The 18,278-nt window shown below is 64.7% G+C and carries 13 protein-coding genes and 1 other RNA gene; 6 read left to right on the plus strand and 8 right to left on the minus strand.

The genetic code is table 11. The features are described from left to right. Positions 1-393: a c-type cytochrome gene (locus XpruCFBP8353_RS15360; RefSeq protein WP_101363966.1), complete on the minus strand. Its 393-nt coding sequence runs from the start codon at positions 391-393 to the stop codon at positions 1-3. Between the two features lie 204 nt (positions 394-597). Here XpruCFBP8353_RS15360 and XpruCFBP8353_RS15365 point away from each other — a divergent pair, with 204 nt between their 5' ends. Genes XpruCFBP8353_RS15365 through XpruCFBP8353_RS15375 form a run of 3 tightly spaced genes read left to right on the plus strand, consistent with a single transcriptional unit; the run spans position 598 to position 8,323 of the window. Then, positions 598-1,731 (plus strand): efflux RND transporter periplasmic adaptor subunit, encoded by a 1,134-nt coding sequence (locus tag XpruCFBP8353_RS15365; protein WP_162301070.1) that lies wholly within the window; start codon positions 598-600, stop codon positions 1,729-1,731. After that, on the plus strand, positions 1,728-5,240 hold the full coding sequence (locus tag XpruCFBP8353_RS15370) for an efflux RND transporter permease subunit (RefSeq protein WP_101363967.1): 3,513 nt from the start codon (positions 1,728-1,730) through the stop codon (positions 5,238-5,240). The genes XpruCFBP8353_RS15365 and XpruCFBP8353_RS15370 overlap by 4 nt, the downstream gene beginning before the upstream one ends. Beyond that, entirely contained in the window at positions 5,237-8,323 is a 3,087-nt protein-coding gene (locus tag XpruCFBP8353_RS15375; RefSeq protein WP_101363968.1) for an efflux RND transporter permease subunit, read from the plus strand. Before XpruCFBP8353_RS15370 ends, XpruCFBP8353_RS15375 begins: the two co-directional genes overlap by 4 nt. A gap of 188 nt (positions 8,324-8,511) precedes the next feature. On the opposite strand, the gene XpruCFBP8353_RS15380 is transcribed toward XpruCFBP8353_RS15375, so the two are convergent. From XpruCFBP8353_RS15380 to zwf, 6 genes are all read right to left on the minus strand, one after another. After that, complete coding sequence (locus XpruCFBP8353_RS15380) at positions 8,512-9,156, minus strand: hypothetical protein (RefSeq protein WP_133125655.1); 645 nt, start codon at positions 9,154-9,156, stop codon at positions 8,512-8,514. Between the two features lie 468 nt (positions 9,157-9,624). Beyond that, positions 9,625-10,284, minus strand: a complete 660-nt coding sequence (locus tag XpruCFBP8353_RS15385) for a bifunctional 4-hydroxy-2-oxoglutarate aldolase/2-dehydro-3-deoxy-phosphogluconate aldolase (protein ID WP_101363970.1) — start codon at positions 10,282-10,284, stop codon at positions 9,625-9,627. A 52-nt stretch (positions 10,285-10,336) separates the two neighbouring features. Then, positions 10,337-12,253, minus strand: coding sequence for a phosphogluconate dehydratase (gene edd / locus XpruCFBP8353_RS15390; RefSeq protein WP_101363971.1), 1,917 nt, complete (start codon positions 12,251-12,253; stop codon positions 10,337-10,339). Positions 12,254-12,382: 129 nt separating this feature from the next. Continuing rightward, positions 12,383-13,102 (minus strand): 6-phosphogluconolactonase, encoded by a 720-nt coding sequence (gene pgl / locus XpruCFBP8353_RS15395; protein WP_101363972.1) that lies wholly within the window; start codon positions 13,100-13,102, stop codon positions 12,383-12,385. Beyond that, entirely contained in the window at positions 13,099-14,106 is a 1,008-nt protein-coding gene (gene glk / locus XpruCFBP8353_RS15400; RefSeq protein ID WP_065469839.1) for a glucokinase, read from the minus strand. Before glk ends, pgl begins: the two co-directional genes overlap by 4 nt. Further along, positions 14,103-15,533 (minus strand): glucose-6-phosphate dehydrogenase, encoded by a 1,431-nt coding sequence (zwf, locus tag XpruCFBP8353_RS15405; RefSeq protein WP_101363973.1) that lies wholly within the window; start codon positions 15,531-15,533, stop codon positions 14,103-14,105. The genes glk and zwf overlap by 4 nt, the downstream gene beginning before the upstream one ends. A gap of 420 nt (positions 15,534-15,953) precedes the next feature. Between zwf and XpruCFBP8353_RS15410 the strand changes: the two genes are divergently transcribed. Both XpruCFBP8353_RS15410 and XpruCFBP8353_RS15415 read left to right on the plus strand, forming a co-directional pair. Continuing rightward, the gene (locus XpruCFBP8353_RS15410; RefSeq protein ID WP_101363974.1) at positions 15,954-17,051 is read left to right on the plus strand and encodes an ABC transporter ATP-binding protein; all 1,098 of its coding nucleotides are present in this window, start codon (positions 15,954-15,956) and stop codon (positions 17,049-17,051) included. A 50-nt stretch (positions 17,052-17,101) separates the two neighbouring features. After that, positions 17,102-17,176: non-coding RNA, sX9 sRNA (locus XpruCFBP8353_RS15415), on the plus strand. Between the two features lie 4 nt (positions 17,177-17,180). On the opposite strand, the gene ygfZ is transcribed toward XpruCFBP8353_RS15415, so the two are convergent. Next, positions 17,181-18,053: a CAF17-like 4Fe-4S cluster assembly/insertion protein YgfZ gene (ygfZ, locus tag XpruCFBP8353_RS15420; protein WP_101363975.1), complete on the minus strand. Its 873-nt coding sequence runs from the start codon at positions 18,051-18,053 to the stop codon at positions 17,181-17,183. On the opposite strand from ygfZ, the gene XpruCFBP8353_RS24105 reads away from it, so the two are divergent. Further along, entirely contained in the window at positions 17,955-18,263 is a 309-nt protein-coding gene (locus tag XpruCFBP8353_RS24105; protein ID WP_243391125.1) for a DUF1674 domain-containing protein, read from the plus strand. The two genes, ygfZ and XpruCFBP8353_RS24105, sit on opposite strands and share 99 nt — an antisense overlap. Positions 18,264-18,278 lie beyond the last annotated feature (15 nt).

Here is an 18,278-nt window from a genome sequence, read left to right on the forward strand (position 1 = left end):
TTACTTGAGGGTGGACAGGAAGGCGGAGATGTCGGCGATGTCCTGCTCGGAGAAGCTCTGCGCCTGTGCCTGCATGGTCGGATGTTTGCGCTTGCCTTGGCGATATTCGGTCAGCGCCTGGGTCAGATACTGGCTAGTCTGGCCCCCGATCTTGGGCACGCGATAACTGGGATACGCGTTCTTATAACCGGTCACGCCGTGGCAGCCCTGACAGGTGTAAGCGAGCAGGCGTCCATTGGACGGATTGCCGGTCGGCGCGGCGGGTGTCGCCGCCACGGCAGCGGGCGCCGGCGTGGCCGGAGCTGCAGGTGTGGCTGACGGTGTTGCTGATGCGCCCCCAAACGGCAGGAAGACGACCAGAGCGAGACAAGCGGCGAGCGGCTGCGGGCGCATGGTTTCGTATCCGGAAGACTGATTGAGCGTCCGCACGTGGGGGCGTGACGGAACCGGACCGAGTATGCCTGCGATTTGGCGCGGCGGAAACCGGGTGAATAGGCCAACTTGAACAGACCATGACCTTTGGCGCATTGGCGACATGTGCATTTGGGTGGTCTACTTGCCTACAACACCTGTTCACGCATCCACTAGGACACGACGATGTCGCCACTCTCCTTTTTGCCGGGCCGCAGCGGAACCTGCGCCGCTGCATTGTTGATCACCACGAGCCTGCTTCTGGGCGGTTGCAAGGCAGGAGCGGGCGAGGCCAAAGCCGCCGAGGAAAAGAAGGCAGTGGATGCGGTGCCGGTGGAAATCGCCAAGGCCGCGCGCCGTGCGGTGGCCGCCAGTTATACCGGCACCGCTGCGCTGGAGCCGCGCGCCGAAGCGCAAGTGGTGGCCAAGACCTCAGGCGTTGCGTTGTCGGTGATGGTGGAAGAAGGGCAGAAGGTATCTGCCGGCCAGGCGCTGGTGCGGCTGGATCCGGATCGGGCGCATCTAGCGGTGGCGCAAAGCGAAGCGCAACTGCGCAAACTGGAAAACAGCTATCGCCGCGCCACCCAGTTGGTGGGGCAGCAATTGGTCAGCGCCGCAGATGTGGACCAGCTCAAGTTCGATGTGGAAAACAGCCGTGCGCAGCATCGCTTGGCATCGCTGGAGTTGTCCTACACCACGGTGCAGGCGCCGATTTCCGGCGTGATCGCCTCGCGTTCGATCAAGACGGGCAACTTCGTGCAGATCAACACGCCGATCTTCCGCATCGTCGACGATTCGCAGCTGGAGGCCACGCTCAACGTCCCCGAGCGCGAACTGGCCACGCTTAAATCCGGCCAGCCGGTGACCTTGCTGGCCGATGCGCTGCCTGGCCAGCAATTCGTGGGCAAGGTGGACCGCATTGCGCCAGTGGTGGATTCGGGCAGCGGCACGTTTCGTGTGGTGTGCGCGTTCGGCCAGGGGGCCGAAGCGTTGCAGCCGGGCATGTTCGGGCGCATCCGCATCGACTACGACCAGCGCAAGGACGCGTTGGTGATCCCCCGCCTGGCGCTGTTGGACGATGGCGAACCGGCAGTCTTCGTGGTGCGCAATGGCAAGGCCAGCCGCGTGCCGGTGAAGCTGGGCTATGCCGAAGGGCCGTGGCTGGAAGTGCGCCAGGGCCTGAAGGAAGGCGACCAAGTCGTGACCGCCGGCAAGGTGGCGCTACGCGACGGCACTGCCGTGCAGGTGATCGGCCAGCCCGATCGCAAGCCGGTCGCGACCAAGGCCGCTGCGCCCGCGCACGATGAGACGCACGCATGAGCGACCACGGCAACCCGCACGGACCTGTGCATGATCCACATGCGCCACTGCCTGGCGGCGGTGGCGGGCTGGTGGTCTTCGCCACGCGGCGGCGGGTGACCATCGCCATGATCACCGTGACCATGCTGCTGTTCGGCCTGATCGCGCTGCGTAGCCTCAAGGTCAATCTGCTCCCGGATCTGAGCTATCCCACGCTCACCGTGCGCACCGAATACACCGGCGCGGCGCCGGCGGAAATCGAGACGCTGGTGACCGAGCCGGTGGAAGAAGCCGTCGGTGTGGTCAAGAACCTGCGCAAGCTCAAGTCGATTTCGCGCACAGGGCAGAGCGATGTGGTGCTGGAGTTCGCCTGGGGCACCAACATGGACCAGGCCAGCCTGGAAGTGCGCGACAAGATGGAAGCCTTGTCGCTGCCGCTGGAAACCAAGCCGCCGGTGCTGCTGCGCTTCAACCCCTCCACCGAACCGATCATGCGGCTGGCGCTGTCGCCCAAGCAGGCGCCGGCCTCCGACACCGATGCGATCCGTCAGCTCACCGGCCTGCGCCGCTATGCCGACGAAGACCTGAAAAAGAAGCTCGAACCGGTGGCCGGCGTAGCGGCGGTCAAGGTCGGCGGCGGCCTGGAAGACGAAATCCAGGTCGATATCGATCAGCAAAAACTCGCCCAGCTCAACCTGCCGATCGACAACGTGATCACCCGGCTCAAGGAGGAGAACGTCAACATCTCCGGCGGCCGGCTGGAAGAAGGTTCGCAGCGCTATCTGGTGCGCACGGTCAACCAGTTCGTGGATCTGGACGAGATCCGCAACATGCTGGTCACCACGCAAAGCAGCAGCGGCAGCGCGGCGCAGGCGGCGATGCAGCAGATGTATGCGATTGCCGCGTCCACCGGGTCGCAGGCAGCATTGGCGGCGGCGGCCGAAGTGCAGAGCACGTCGTCTTCGTCCAGCAGCAGCATCGCCGGCGGTATGCCGGTGCGGCTGAAGGATGTGGCGCAGGTGCGCCAGGGCTACAAGGAGCGCGAGGCGATCATTCGCCTGGGCGGCAAGGAAGCGGTGGAGCTGGCGATCTACAAGGAAGGCGATGCCAACACCGTGTCCACGGCGGCAGCGCTGCGCAAGCAGCTGGAGCAGTTGAAGGCGACCGTGCCCGGCGATGTGGAGATCACCACCATCGAGGACCAGTCGCACTTCATCGAACACGCGATCAGCGACGTCAAGAAGGATGCGGTGATCGGCGGCGTGCTGGCGATCCTGATCATCTTCCTGTTCCTGCGCGATGGCTGGAGCACCTTCGTGATCAGCCTGTCGTTGCCGGTGTCGATCATCACCACGTTCTTCTTCATGGGCCAGTTGGGCCTGAGCCTCAACGTGATGTCGCTGGGCGGGCTGGCACTGGCCACCGGGCTGGTGGTGGACGACTCGATCGTGGTGCTGGAAAGCATCGCCAAGGCGCGCGAGCGTGGCCTGAGCGTGCTGGATGCGGCAATCGCCGGCACCCGTGAAGTCAGCATGGCGGTGATGGCGTCCACGTTGACCACGATCGCGGTGTTCCTGCCGCTGGTGTTCGTCGAGGGCATCGCCGGGCAGCTGTTCCGCGACCAGGCGCTGACCGTGGCGATCGCGATCGCGATCTCGCTGGTGGTGTCGATGACGCTGATCCCGATGCTGAGTTCGCTCAAGGGCGCACCGCCGATGGCGTTCCCGGACGAGCCGAGCCACCCGCAGTGGCAGCCCGAGCAGCGCTGGCTCAAGCCGGTGGCGGCCGGCCGGCGCGGCGCGGGGGCGAGCGTGCGCTATGCGTTCTTCGGTGCGGCGTGGGCAGTGGTCAAACTATGGCGTGGCCTCGCGCGGGTGGTGTCGCCGGTGATGCGCAAGGCCAGTGACATTGCGATGGCGCCGTACGGCCGTGCCGAACGCGGCTATCTGGCGATGTTGCCGGCGGCGTTGCGTCGGCCCGGTCTGGTGCTGGGACTGGCGGCGGCCGCGTTTGTCGGCACCGTGTTGCTGGTGCCGATGCTGGGCGCGGACCTGATTCCGCAACTGGCGCAGGATCGCTTCGAAATGACCGTGAAGCTGCCGTCCGGCACGCCATTGGCGCAGACCGATGCGCTCGTCCGCGAACTGCAGCTGGCGCACGACAAGGACCCGGGGGTGGCGTCGTTGTATGGCGTCAGTGGCAGCGGCACGCGTCTGGATGCAAACCCCACCGAAAGCGGGGAGAACATCGGCAAGCTCACCGTGGTGATGGCTGGCGGCGGGAGCACGGAAGTGGAAGCGGCGGCGACGCAGCGGCTGCGTAGCAGCATGGTCGGGCACCCGGGTGCGCAGGTGGATTTCGCGCGGCCGGCCTTGTTCAGTTTCTCGACCCCGCTGGAAGTGGAACTGCGCGGGCAGGACCTGGGCGAGCTGGAGCGTGCAGGGCAAAAACTGGCCGCGATGCTGCGCGCCAACGGGCACTACGCCGACGTCAAGTCGACCGTGGAAGAAGGCTTCCCGGAGATCCAGATCCGTTTCGACCAGGAGCGCGCCGGTGCGCTGGGGCTGACCACGCGCCAGATCGCCGATGTCATCGTCAAGAAGGTGCGTGGCGATGTGGCCACGCGCTACAGCTTCCGCGATCGCAAGATCGATGTGCTGGTGCGTGCGCAGCACAGCGACCGTGCAAGCGTGGATGCGATCCGCCAGCTGATCGTCAATCCGGGCAGCAGCCGGCCGGTGCGTCTGGCCGCAGTGGCCGAGGTGCTGGCGACGACCGGCCCGAGCGAGATCCATCGCGCCGATCAGACCCGCGTGGCCATCGTGTCGGCCAGCCTGAAGGACATCGATCTGGGCGGTGCGGTGCGCGAAGTCGAAACGCTGGTGCGCAAGGACCCGTTGGCAGCAGGTGTCGGCATGCATATCGGCGGGCAGGGCGAGGAGCTGGCGCAATCGGTCAAATCGCTGCTGTTTGCGTTCGGTCTGGCGATCTTCCTGGTCTACCTGGTGATGGCATCGCAGTTCGAATCGCTGCTGCATCCGTTCGTCATCCTGTTCACCATTCCGCTGGCGATGGTCGGCGCGGTGCTGGCCTTGCTGATGACCGGCAAGCCGGTGTCGGTGGTGGTGTTCATCGGCCTGATCCTGCTGGTGGGCCTGGTGACCAAGAACGCGATCATCCTGATCGACAAGGTCAACCAGCTGCGCGAGGAAGGCGTGCCCAAGCGGCAGGCCCTGATCGAAGGCGCGCGTTCGCGCCTGCGGCCGATCATCATGACCACGCTGTGCACCCTGTTCGGCTTCCTGCCGCTGGCGGTGGCGATGGGCGAGGGCGCCGAGGTGCGCGCGCCGATGGCGATCACCGTGATCGGCGGGCTGCTGGTGTCCACGCTGCTGACCCTGCTGGTGATCCCGGTGGTGTACGACCTGCTGGACCGTCGCGCCGATGCCTATTACCTGGAGCGTGGCCGGCGCATGGTCGCGCAACGTGCGCAGGCGACCGGTAACTCCGACGGGCTGGAGGCGCTATGAGCGTTGCCGCCTTCAGCATCCGTCGGCCGGTCACCACCATCATGTGCTTCGTGTCGCTGGTGGTGGTGGGCTTGATCGCCGCCTTTCGCCTGCCGTTGGAGGCGTTGCCGGATATCTCGGCGCCGTTCCTGTTCGTGCAATTGCCGTATACCGGTTCCACGCCGGACGAAGTGGAACGCAACCTGGTGCGGCCGGCCGAAGAAGCCTTGGCCACGATGACCGGCATCAAGCGCATGCGCTCGACCGCCACCGCCGATGGCGCCAATATCTTCATCGAGTTCTCCGACTGGGACCGCGATATCGCCATTGCCGCATCGGATGCGCGCGAGCGGCTGGATGCCATCCGCGACGATTTTCCGGACGATCTGCAGCGCTTCCACATCTACAAATGGTCCAGCAGCGACGAACCGGTGCTGAAGGTGCGCCTGGCCAGCCAGACCGATCTGACCGGCGCGTACGACATGCTCGACCGCGAGTTCAAGCGGCGCATCGAACGCATTCCCGGCGTGGCGAAGGTCGAAATTTCCGGCGCCCCGCCCAACGAGGTGGAGATCGCCATCGCGCCGGATCGCCTCACCGCGCACGATCTCAGCCTCAACGACCTGAGCGAGCGGCTGGGCAAGCTCAATTTCTCGGTGTCCGCCGGGCAGATCGACGACAACGGGCAGCGCATCCGCGTGCAGCCGATCGGCGAGTTACGCGATCTGCAGGAGCTGCGTGAGCTCGTACTCAATGCCAAGGGCCTGCGTCTGGGCGATATTGCGCAGGTTCGCCTCAAGCCCACGCGCATGAACTACGGGCGCCGGCTGGACGGGCGCCCGGCGATCGGCCTGGATGTCTACAAGGAGCGCAGCGCCAATCTGGTGGAAGTGTCCAAGGCTGCGCTGAAAGAGGTCGAAGACATTCGCGCCGAGCCTGCGATGCGCGATGTGCAGATCAAGGTCATCGACAACCAGGGCAAGGCGGTGACCTCGTCGCTGGCGGAACTGGCCGAAGCCGGCGCGGTGGGCCTGCTGTTGTCGATCACCGTGCTGTTCTTCTTCCTGCGGCATTGGCCATCGACGTTGATGGTGACGCTGGCGATCCCGATCTGCTTTGCGATCACGCTGGGCTTCATGTACTTCGTCGGCGTCACGCTCAACATCCTGACCATGATGGGCCTGCTGCTGGCGGTCGGCATGCTGGTCGACAACGCGGTGGTGGTGGTGGAAAGCATCTACCAGGAACGCGAGCGCATGCCCGGTCAACCGCAGCTGGCGGCCTTGCTCGGCACGCGCAGCGTGGCGATCGCGCTCAGCGCCGGCACCTTGTGCCATTGCATCGTGTTTGTGCCGAACCTGTTCGGCGAGACCAACAACATCTCCATCTTCATGGCGCAGATCGCGATCACCATTTCGGTCTCGCTGCTGGCCTCGTGGCTGGTGGCGATCAGCCTGATTCCGATGTTGTCGGCGCGCATGAAGACGCCGCCGATGGTGAGCTCCGAGCGCGGCGTGATTGCGCGGCTGCAGCGCCGTTACGCCACGGTATTGGCATGGACGCTGGCCCATCGCGGCTGGAGCGTGGCCGGCATCGTGTTGGTCAGTGCGATCAGCCTGGTGCCGATGAAGTTGACCAAGGTCGACATGTTCGGCGGCGATGGCGGCAACGAGGCGTTCATCCAGTATCAGTGGAAAGGCTCGTACACGCATGAGCAGATGGGGGAGGAGGTGGGGCGGGTCGAGCATTACCTGCAGGCCAATCGCGACAACTACCACATCACCCAGATCTATTCGTGGTTCAGCGAAGCGGAAGGCGGCAGCACCACCGTGACTTTCGACGCGGGCAAGGTCAAGGAGCTGCCGCCGTTGCTGGAACAGATCCGCAAGGCCTTGCCGCGCTCGGCGCGTGCGGACTACAGCATCGGCAATCAGGGCGATGGCGGCAGCGGCAATCAAGGCGTACAGGTGCAGTTGGTCGGCGATTCGACCCAGGCCTTGCAGGCCCTGGCCGACGACGTGATGCCGCTGCTGGCGCAGCGCAAGGAATTGCGCGACGTGCATGTGGATACCGGCGATCGCACCAGCGAGCTGGCGATCCGGGTCGACCGCGAGCGTGCGGCGGCCTTCGGGTTCAGTGCGGAGCAGGTGGCCAGTTTCGTGGGTCTGGCATTGCGCGGTACGCCGTTGCGCGAATTCCGCCGCGGCGACAACGAGGTACCGGTGTGGGTGCGCTTTGCCGGCGCCGAACAGAGCAAGCCGGAAGATCTGGCCAGCTTCACGGTACGCACCAAGGATGGCCGCAGCGTGCCGTTGCTGAGCCTGGTGGACGTGCAGATTCGCCCGGCCGCCACCCAGATCGGGCGTACCAATCGCCAGACCACCTTGACCATCAAGGCCAACCTGGCCGAAAAAGTCACCGTGCCGGAAGCACGCGCGGCGATGGAAAAGCCGCTCAAGGCGATGAGTTTCCCGGCCGGCTACAGCTACACCTTCGACGGCGGCGATTACCAGAACGACGGCGAGGCAATGAACCAGATGGTGTTCAATCTGGTGATCGCGCTGGTGATGATCTACGTGGTGATGGCGGCGGTGTTCGAATCGCTGCTGTTCCCGGCAGCCATCATGAGCGGCGTGCTGTTTTCGATCTTCGGGGTGTTCTGGCTGTTCTGGATCACCGGTACCTCGTTCGGGATCATGTCCTTCATCGGCATCCTGGTGCTGATGGGCGTAGTGGTGAACAACGGCATCGTGATGATCGAGCACATCAACAATCTGCGTCGCCGCGGCATGGGCCGTACGCAGGCGCTGGTGGAAGGCTCACGCGAGCGCTTGCGCCCGATCATGATGACGATGGGCACCGCGATCCTGGCGATGGTGCCGATCTCGCTGACCAGCACCACAATGTTCAGCGACGGCCCGCCGTACTTCCCGATGGCGCGCGCCATCGCCGGCGGCCTGGCGTTTTCCACCGTCGTGAGCCTGCTGTTTCTGCCGACGATCTACGCCATCCTCGATGACATGAGCAACGGCGCAGCCGCGCTGGTACGACGTGCGCGCGGCCTGCCTGCTTGGTCACCTCCGGACGGTGCGCTTAGATCTTGAGCGCAGCCCCCGTCGGCGATGAGGATGGCGATGAACGCCGCTGACAGTGCCAAAGCCCCGCTACTTTCGTGAGAGGGGTTAGGGTACGTGTTCATTGGCGGATGCGATCAGGCACTTGCCTGCAAGTCGCTAATGCCTAAAAGAAGCCGACTCGCAAAGCGGGTCCAGCTCGAATGGATTGTTAGTTTTCATAAGCGATGAATCATGCCCACCACATATTCATGATCGCTATAGCCTGTTACCGGACTCCAGCCCGCTAGAAGCTGCCAGAAGAAGCCTAGCACTTGCTTTGTCCCGTCATAGTCAGACGACCAGTTCTTGGCGCGATAAAGTGTAGATGAAAGACGCTTCATGAAGGCATAAACCTCCGGGTCGCGGATGTCGACCGCCCCAATCGCGTATTGAAACTCGCTTAGCAGAACTTCTGTTTCTAGCACAAGCTGTCGAAGCATGAAATCGTTCATGCTGTTGGCCACTGCGTCCCACTTGTCCTGTCCTGGTGCATAGCCGGCTTTGAAGTGAGCGCGGAAGGAAGATTGCTTGCAAAGTTCTTCGGCTTCCTGCGGGGCATAAACGTGGTCTACAGAGCCGAGAAAGATGCAAATCGTCGATTCTTTAAAGGAGGCGTATGAAGCTAGAAGATGATTTTTGATCCGTCTTTTCCGCTCATACTCAGGCAATCGGACAAGCAGGCAGTAAGTGAATAGTGCGGCTACGACGCCTACTGAGAGATCGAACGCGATTTGATTACCTGTGGAGAACTGATCGAATACAACCTCTATTGAAGAACCCTGAAGCCAAGACACAATCGGGTCAGAGCTTGTCGCGAACATGACCCATACGCAAATTAACGCAAGAGCTGATAGCAAGAGATCCAGCTTGGCTTTTCTATAAGTTCGCGGCAGTATCATTGATGAAATCTAACTCTTGATTGATCGCTGGCTGCGCTCAGAATAATAGCGCGTCTAGAAACCGACTCATCGACTAAGTCAGACATCCTGTCTGATGCGCATGGCGTTAATACTAAGTGGGGCTCTTCGCCAATCACATTGACCCTAAACCTTGGCGATCTGACGCCCTGACTTCAGACAATCGTTGTCATCAGAAGACAAGGCTTGGCTTTACGTTCCGCAAATGAAGCAGTGCCCGAAAAGTGGTCCACGGGTAGCGGGGCAGGCCCTTACACGCACGACAAGGCGCGCGTGAGGGCCTCCATGGATGGGTTCACGGCGCGTCCTGCCTCGGCGCCCGCGGGCCGCTCCCGCGCATGAACAAAGGCGCCGGATGCAGCGCTGTGCCAATCAACCCGCACGCACCTGCCGCACGATCGCCGCCGCCTTGGCCGAGCTTTCCTTGACCTTGTCCCACTGGCCCTGGGCCAGCCAGTCCTTGGGCACCATCCACGAACCGCCGATGCACAGCACGTTGGGCTGCGACAGGAACTCCGCCGCGTTGGTCTCGCTGATGCCGCCGGTGGGACAGAGCTTGAGGTCGGACAGCGGGCCGGACAGGCCCTTGAGCATCTGCAGACCGCCCACGGCGGTGGCCGGGAACAGCTTGCAGACGCGGAAGCCCAGGCCCATCAGGGTCAACAGTTCGGTCGGGGTGGCCGCGCCGGGCACGGCCGGGATCGGCGCATCGGCCAGCAGGCGTGCCAGCGGTGCGGGCGTGCCCGGGGTGACCAAAAAGTCTGCACCGGCGTCCACCGACTGACGCAGCTGCAGTTCGCTCAACACGGTGCCGGCGCCGATCACGATGTTGGGCAGCTCGCGCTTGAGCATGGCCAGCGCTTCGAGCGCGATCGGGGTACGCAGGGTCAGTTCGATCGCGGGCAGGCCGCCTTCGAGCAGCGCATCGGCGACGCGGCGCGCCTGGTCCAGCGTGTCCACGGTGACCACCGGCAGGATGCCGGCGTCGCGCAGCAGCTGTTCGGCGGTGTTCTGGGTCTGGGCAATCGTCATTGCAACTCCGGGTGACGGCGACCGCCGGGGCGGCCGCAGAGAGGGAAGGGGATCAGGCGTCCTTGGACTCGTGCGGCGCAGCGGCTGCAGCAGCATCTGCGCCGAGTTCGTACTCGGCGTCGTAGCTCCACAGCGCACCGTCCGGATGGGTCGGCCCGCAGGAAATCGAGATGGCGCCCTGGTCGGCCGGGCCGACGACCTGGCGGTTGATCGCAAACAGGTTGCGGCCAAGGTCGTTGCCGGCCACCGCAGTGTTGGGGGCAACCTCGCGCGATGCCCATTCCTCGGCCGAGACCAGCACTTCCAGCGTGCCGGCTTCGCCGTCCAGGCGCACGATGTCGCCTTCGCGCACGCGCCCGATCGGGCCGCCGCGTGCGGCTTCCGGGGTCATGTGGATCGCTGCAGGGAACTTGCCCGAGGCACCCGACAAGCGTCCGTCGGTGACCAGCGCCACGCGGCGGCCCTGGTTCTGCAGCAGGCCGAGCAACGGGGCCATCGAATGCAGCTCGGGCATGCCGTTGGCGCGTGGACCCTGGTAGCGCAGCACCACCACGAAATCGTGCGGCAACACGCCGGCCGCATGCAGCTTGTTGAGTACCTGCGGGGTGTCGATCACCACCGCAGGCGCTTCGATCTTGCGGTGCTGCGGCTTGACCGCCGACAGCTTGATCAACGAACGGCCGAGGTTGCCGCGCAGCAAACGCAGGCCGCCTTGCGATTCGAATGCAGCGCTGACCGGACGTGCCACGCTGTCGTCGGCCGTGGTCGCGGTGCCGGGCACGTAGGTCACCTTGCCGTCCTGCAGGCGCGGCTCATTGACATAGGCCCGCATACCACCCTCGACAATGGTCGGCAGGTCGTCGTGCATGTAGCCGGCGTCCATCAACTCGCGGAACACGAACGCTGTGCCGCCTGCGGCCTGGAAGCGATTCACGTCCGCTTCGCCGTTCGGGTAGATGCGCGTCAACAACGGCACGGTCTGCGAGATCAGATCCATGTCGTCCCAGGTCAGCACGATGCCCGCCGCACGCGCCACTGCGATCCAGTGAATGGTGTGGTTGGTCGAGCCGCCGGTCGCCATCAGCGCGACCACGGCATTGACGATGGCGCGCTCGTCGATCAGGCGACCGAACGGGCGGAAGTCATCGCCCAGTGCGGAGATCGCCAAGGCCCGCGCGGTGCCCTCGCGGGTCAGCGCATCGCGCAGCGGCAATTCCGGGTTGACGAACGAGGCGCCGGGCAATTGCACGCCCATCGCTTCGAGCAGCACCTGGTTGGAATTGGCGGTGCCGTAGAAGGTGCAGGTGCCGGGCGAGTGATACGACGAAGATTCGGCTTCCAGCAGCTCGGCACGGGTGGCTTCGCCAGCGGCGTAGCGTTCGCGCACTTCGGCCTTCTGCTTGTTTGGAATGCCTGGGGTCATCGGACCGGCCGGCATGAAGATCGCCGGCAAGTGGCCAAACGCCAGCGCACCGATCAGCAGACCCGGCACGATCTTGTCGCATACGCCCAGATACACCACGCTGTCGAACATGTCATGGCTTAGGCCAATGGCTGCAGCTTGAGCGATGTTGTCGCGCGAGAACAGCGACAGCTCCATGCCGGCGCGGCCCTGCGTTACGCCGTCGCACATCGCCGGCACGCCGCCGGCCACCTGCGCAGTGGCACCGAGTGAGCGTGCAGTTTCGCGGATCAGCTGCGGGTAATGCTCGAACGGCTGATGCGCCGACAGCATGTCGTTGTAGGCGGTGATGATGCCCAGGTTCGGCGTGGCCGCACCGCGCAGGCGCGATTTATCGGTCGGCTCGGACGCAGCGAAACCATGCGCAAGATTGCCGCAACTCAACCGGCTACGGAACGGGCCCTCACGCAGGGCGGCATCGATACCGGCCAGATACGCCGCGCGCGAGGGAGCGCTGCGCTTGCGGATACGGTCGGTGACAGCTTGGATATTCGGATGCAGGCTCATTGGCTACCGGCTATGAGAAACGAGGGAAGGAGAAGGGCGTTTCTTGATTCCCGCACAAGAATGTGCGGGCTGTCGCAAGGGATTCGCGTTATCGGCTGTTGCGAGGAGTTCGTCTCAAACGACTCGCACTCAACTACACCAATGCACCCGCAACCGCGGACCCGGCTGCTGTAGTGCCACGCGGATGGGATATTCATTGATGTCATCGCCGGCCAACGCGGCCTGCAGCACGTCCAGCTTCTGCTTGCCGCGCAACAGCAGCAGGCGTGTCGGAATGCTGGCAAGTCCTGCGGGTGTCAGGGTGATGCGCAACGGCCATTGATTCGAACCCGGGCAGCCGGTGGCATCCAGCGACGCATACGGCTGCGGGCTGGCGAGCGCCTTGGGCAGGTCGGTGGCACCCGGGAACAACGAAGCGGTATGTCCGTCGCCGCCCATGCCCAGCACCGCCAGGCAGGCCGGTTCTGCATGCGTGGCCTGCAGATTCGCGGTGTGCACGCATTCGGGCAATTGCTTGCCTGGGCGAACCAGCGGAATGAAGGTGGCGGCCCGCGCGTGGGTCAGGAAGCTGTGATTCACCAGCCAGGCATTGCTGTCTTGATCCTGCGGCGACAACCAGCGCTCATCGACCAGACCCACTTCGACCCGCGACCAGTCCAATGGCCGGTGGGCCAGGGACTCGTACACCGGTGCCGGGGTGGTGCCACCGGACAGCAGCATGCGTGCCTGGCCGCGACGCGAGATTTCCTGTTCCAGCAGGTCGACCATTTCGCTGGCCACCGCCTCGGTCCACTCGGCCGGGTCGTCGTAGCGCACCAGAGTGATGCGCGGGTTGTCCTGCAAGTTCATCGCTGTTCCCCAGGGTGCTGACGTTGTGCATCCACTGCATACGCGGCGGCGCCGAGCAGGCCGGCATGCGGGTGCATGACCGCCAGCGATGGCACACGCGACATGATCGCGGAGAAGCGGCCCTTGTGTTCGAAGCGCTGGCGAAAGCCCGAATGCTGCAGCGAATCCAGCACCTTGGGTACCAGCCCGCCGGTGAGGAATACGCCGTCCCAGGCGCCCTGCATCAGGACCATATCGCCGGCGATCGCGCCGAAGATGGCGCAGAACAGATCGATCGTGCGCGACGAACGCGGGTCGCCCGCCGCCGCACGCGCGGTAATGTCCTTGGGTTGCAGCGGGCCCGGATCGACACCTGCGATTTCGCTCAACGCGCGATGGATGTTGACCAGGCCCGGGCCGCAGATCAGACGCTCATTGGACACCCGGCCGAACTGCTCGGAGAGGATTTCCAGGATGCGGATTTCTTCCGGCGTGCCGGGCGGGAAGCTGACATGGCCACCTTCGGTTTCCAACGGAAAACAGCGCCCGTTGCGGATGATCAGGCCACCGACGCCCAGGCCGGTGCCGGGGCCGATGACGCCGTAGTTGCGCGGCTGGTCGATCGGCGCCGGGCGCCAGCTGGCGCCGCCCACCTGCACCACGTCCTGCGGACGCAGCAGGCTGATCGCCATGGCCTGGGCGGCGAAATCGTTGATCAGGTGCAAGGTGCTGAAACCCAGCATGCTGGCGGTACGCGAACGCGAGATCACCCACGGGTGGTTGGTGATGCGCGCTTCGTCGCCATCCACGCGGCCGGCCACGGCGAACACGCCCTGGGTGGCCTGCACACCGATCTGGTCGAGGTAATAGCGCGCGGCTTCGCCAAGCGAACCGAAGTCCACCACGGCAAATTCGCGCGAGGTGTCATCCAGCAACGGCACCGACGCGTCGACATCGGCCAGCGCGAAGCGCGCATTGGTTCCGCCGATATCGGCAACCAGCACCGGCTTGGAAGGAGCGGTCATGCGGTGTGTCCCTGTGCGTCGGTGGCCGGGGGCAGGAAATGGGTGGCCGATTCGGGCCCCCAGCTGCCGGCCGGGTAGGGCTGCAGCGGCAGCGCGGCGTCTTTCCAGGCGTCGCTGACGCTGTCGATCCACGACCACGCCGCCTTGACCTCGTCATCGCGCACGAACAGCGCCGGATTGCCATTGAAGGCGTCCACGAACAGGCGCTCGTAGGCGATGCGGCGGTGCAGGCCGGTCGGCACCGACAGTTCCAACTCCAGCGGCTGCAGTTCGATCGCGCCCCATTCCGGCCCGGCCAGGCTGCTCATCAGGCCGAGTTCGATGTTCTCCTGCGGCTGCAACTGGAAGGTCAGCCGGTTGGGTACTGCGTTCTGGCGGTCCGGGCGCTCGAACAGCCAATGCGTCACCGGCTTGAGCGTCACCACGATGCGGGTGGAACGTTCGGCCAGGCGCTTGCCGGTGCACAGATGGAACGGCACCCCGGCCCAGCGCCAGTTGTCGATATGCGCGGTCACCGCGACGAAGGTTTCCACGTCGCTGCCTTCCGGCGGGTGATAGGCCTGCGCCGGCTGGCCGTTGATGCTGCCGGCGGTGTAGCGGCCACGCACGCTGTCATGGGCGGCATGCGCGGCGGTCATCGGACGCAGCGCACGCAGCACCTTGACCTTCTCGTCGCGGATGCGGTCGGCTTCCAGCGCGGCCGGCGGCTCCATCGCCACCAGGCACAGCAACTGCAGGATGTGACTCTGCACCATGTCGCGCAGCGCGCCGGAGCGCGCGTAGTAGGCATCGCGCCCGTCCACGCCTTCGCTCTCGGCGACCAGGATCTGCACCGACTCGATGTAGGTGCGGTTCCAGACCGCTTCCAGCAACGTATTGCCGAAGCGCAGCGCGATCAGGTTCTGCACCGCCGCCTTGCCCAGGTAATGGTCCAGGCGGAACACGCGGTCTTCGTCGATCAGCGCGCCGATCGACTGCAGGATCTCGCGGGCGCTGTCCGAGTCGTGGCCGATCGGCTTTTCCAGCATCAGCCGGTGCGGTGCAGCCAGCGCGCCGCCCAGTGCCAGGCCCTGGCACGTGCTGATGTAAAGCCCCGGCGGGATCGCCAGATAGCTCACGATCTGGCGGGACGCAAGCTCGCGGACCGCATCGGCCACCGACTCGGCATTGCGCAGGTCCACCGAGCGGTAGTCCACGCGCTGCAGCAGCGCCTGGATCTGTTCCGGCGTAGCGATCGGCAGCGCCTCGGTCAGGCGCGGCCGCAGCACCTCGCGGAACGCATCGGTGTCGTGCGGCGACAGCGCCAGCGCACGGATGCGGAAGTCCTCCGGCAGCAGGCCATCGATGTACAGACGCAGCAGGGAGGGGAACAGGTAGCGCTGGGCAAGATCGCCGGTGGCGCCAAACAGGATCAGGGTGTTGTGCATGGACCGCGTTTCAGATTCTGGGGACATCGTTATCAGCAGCTTGTCGGAAAGGCGCCGGACGGCCGGCGGTCGGTACGTCTGTTCCTGAGCGACACTTGCGTGCGCGCAGCAGGGGATGGACGCTGACGCCCAATCCCCGATTGTTGCAGCAACTGGCGATCAGCGGTTAGCGCCGTGGTGGAATATCTGCACCAGCGCGGTGGCATGCATGCCTGGCGCAGCGGGCTGCACCTTGGACAATGAGGTTGAACTGCGTGGCGGCATGGTCCCTCCGAAGATCGATGTTGCCATGTGAAAACGATTACATGTCAGAATAAACCAATGCATTCGTTTGCAGGAAACTTCCTTGCAGACGCATGCGGCGTCACCGCCATCGGGAGGGCCGAGGGCAGGGCGCACAACTTACGTTGAGGCCGAACGATGGCGAAAGTGCAGTTGGAAGGTGTCCGCAAGGTCTACGAAAACGGCCAGGTGGCAGTGCAGGGCGCGAGTTTCGAAGTCGCCGACGGCGAGTTGATGGTGCTGGTCGGGCCGTCCGGCTGCGGCAAGTCGACGTTGTTGCGCATGATCGCCGGTCTCGAAGACATCAGCGCCGGCACGCTCAAGATCGGCGAGCGCGTGGTCAACGACGTGGCCCCCAAGGACCGCGACATCGCCATGGTGTTCCAGAGCTATGCGCTCTACCCGCACATGACCGTGGCCGAGAACCTGGCGTTCGGACTCAAGCTGCGCGGCCATCCGAAGCAGGTCATCGCCGAGCGCGTCAACAATGCCGCCGAGCTGCTGGGCCTGACTCCGATGCTGGACAAGCTGCCCAAGGCGATGTCCGGCGGTCAGCGGCAACGTGTGGCGCTGGGGCGGGCGATGGTGCGCGAATCCTCGGTGTTCCTGCTCGACGAGCCGCTGTCCAATCTGGACGCCAAATTGCGCCACAGCGTGCGCACCGAGATTGCGCAGCTGCATCGCAAGCTCGGCACCACCATGATCTACGTCACCCACGACCAGGTCGAAGCGATGACGCTCGGCCAGCGCATCGTGGTGCTGAAGGACGGCGTGATCCAGCAGATCGACAGCCCGATGGCGCTGTACGACCGCCCGGCCAATTTGTTCGTGGCCGGTTTCCTCGGTAGCCCGGCAATGAATGTGTTGCAGGGGCGCCTGGACGCGCAGGACGGCCTGCACCTGGTCATGGCCGATGGCTGGCGGGTGCCGCTGGGCCCGGCGCGGGTCGATCCAGCCTGGTTCGGCCAGGACGTGATCGTGGGTGTGCGCCCGGAACATTTGCAGCCTTGCGACGATGCGTTGCTGGGCTTCGAGGCGCGGGTCGATGTGATCGAGCCGGTCGGCAACGAAATCTTCCTCAATCTCGACCGTGGCGGTCAGCCGCTGGTGATCCGCGTCCCGCCGCAAAGCCTGCCGGCGGTGGGGCAGTCGCTGCGTCTGGCGCTGCGCAGCGATGTCTTGCACTTCTTCGACCCGGCCACCGGCCGGCGGCTGGAAGCGGCTCAGAGCAGCTAACACACCACTGCGCAACCAGCAGAGGGGCGCGGCCGGTGCCCGGAATCGGCATGTACTACCCGTACGCTGCGGTTCTGAGCGCGCTGTCCACGCCCACCTGACGACTGCTCGCGACTTTCTTAGCTGCTCTTACCGCTCCAGCCCCAGCACGATCGCGCGCGGCCGTGCGCCGTGCGCGCCGGCCTGCAAGGTGGTGTCGGCGTCCAGCGCCAGCTCCAACGGCAACACCGCCAGCGCGAGGGTGCCAGCCACGCTCACCACCGTGCCGATCGCGGTGCCGTCCATTGCGATGGCATCGCCTGCCTCGACCACGCTATCGGTTTCCAGCAGCTGCAAGGCGCGCTTGGCTTTGCCCAGGAAATGCGTACGCGCCACGATCTCCTGGCCTGGATAGCAGCCTTTTTTGACGCTGTACGCCTGCAGACGGTCGAGTGCCAACTGCTGTGGCGTCCACTGTTCGCGCTGGCCCTCGACCAGGCGAGCGAGCCCCAGCTGCAGATCGGCATGCCGCCATTGCGCGTCCGCGCTCGGTGCGGCGATAGGCGCTGCCAATGCATCTTCGGCATGCAGCAGCAAGGTGCGCGGCAATGCGGCGCTGCCCAGATCCAGCTCGATACGCTGCGTTCTGATATCGGCCTGCGCGGCGCACGCGTGTTCCGGTGCTGCGAAGCCGCCGAAGGCAAGCAGCGCGGCGGTGCTGATTTTCAGCTTGCGGCGGAACACGAAACGGCCGAGTTGCGCGGCGATCTCGGCCGCGTTGCCGTCGGGCAATAGCATCAACAAGTGTGCGTCGTCCTCACGCAGGAGTGCGAAGATGGCGATCACGCGCCCCTTCGCCGTCAACCACGCATTCCACTGCCACTGCCCGATCGCCAGCGCCTGGACGTCATTGGCGAATTGGGCATGCGCAAACGCCACTGCATCCGCACCGACGAGTCGGACGTACTGCATATCGTGCAGGGAGCCAAAACCCTGTGGAATAAGATTCAGGTTGTCAGCCATGGATGGGGAGGACTAAAATCGCAACGTTGTGAGACCGCTATGATAGGCCATCCAACCCCCACCCCAGCGCAGGATTCCGAGACGCAGCCTTCCCCTCAGGAGACCATTCCCGAGAAGAAGCCACTGCCGAAGGAGATTGGTGGACGCGACGGCCCCGAGCCAACGCGCTACGGCGACTGGGAAAAAAATGGACGCTGCATCGATTTTTGAGCAGCTTCTAGCCAC

This window comes from Xanthomonas prunicola, assembly GCF_002846205.1.
In the GTDB taxonomy this organism is placed as follows: domain Bacteria; phylum Pseudomonadota; class Gammaproteobacteria; order Xanthomonadales; family Xanthomonadaceae; genus Xanthomonas; species Xanthomonas prunicola.

Coding starts and splice junctions, on each gene's coding strand:
- XpruCFBP8353_RS15360 (WP_101363966.1), bottom strand. CDS start 393: ATGCGCCCGCAGCCGCTCGCCGCTTGTCTCGCTCTGGTCGTCTTCCTG.
- XpruCFBP8353_RS15365 (WP_162301070.1), top strand. CDS start 598: ATGTCGCCACTCTCCTTTTTGCCGGGCCGCAGCGGAACCTGCGCCGCT.
- XpruCFBP8353_RS15370 (WP_101363967.1), top strand. CDS start 1,728: ATGAGCGACCACGGCAACCCGCACGGACCTGTGCATGATCCACATGCG.
- XpruCFBP8353_RS15375 (WP_101363968.1), top strand. CDS start 5,237: ATGAGCGTTGCCGCCTTCAGCATCCGTCGGCCGGTCACCACCATCATG.
- XpruCFBP8353_RS15380 (WP_133125655.1), bottom strand. CDS start 9,156: ATGTTCGCGACAAGCTCTGACCCGATTGTGTCTTGGCTTCAGGGTTCT.
- XpruCFBP8353_RS15385 (WP_101363970.1), bottom strand. CDS start 10,284: ATGACGATTGCCCAGACCCAGAACACCGCCGAACAGCTGCTGCGCGAC.
- edd (WP_101363971.1), bottom strand. CDS start 12,253: ATGAGCCTGCATCCGAATATCCAAGCTGTCACCGACCGTATCCGCAAG.
- pgl (WP_101363972.1), bottom strand. CDS start 13,102: ATGAACTTGCAGGACAACCCGCGCATCACTCTGGTGCGCTACGACGAC.
- glk (WP_065469839.1), bottom strand. CDS start 14,106: ATGACCGCTCCTTCCAAGCCGGTGCTGGTTGCCGATATCGGCGGAACC.
- zwf (WP_101363973.1), bottom strand. CDS start 15,533: ATGCACAACACCCTGATCCTGTTTGGCGCCACCGGCGATCTTGCCCAG.
- XpruCFBP8353_RS15410 (WP_101363974.1), top strand. CDS start 15,954: ATGGCGAAAGTGCAGTTGGAAGGTGTCCGCAAGGTCTACGAAAACGGC.
- XpruCFBP8353_RS24105 (WP_243391125.1), top strand. CDS start 17,955: ATGCGCAAACGCCACTGCATCCGCACCGACGAGTCGGACGTACTGCAT.
- ygfZ (WP_101363975.1), bottom strand. CDS start 18,053: ATGGCTGACAACCTGAATCTTATTCCACAGGGTTTTGGCTCCCTGCAC.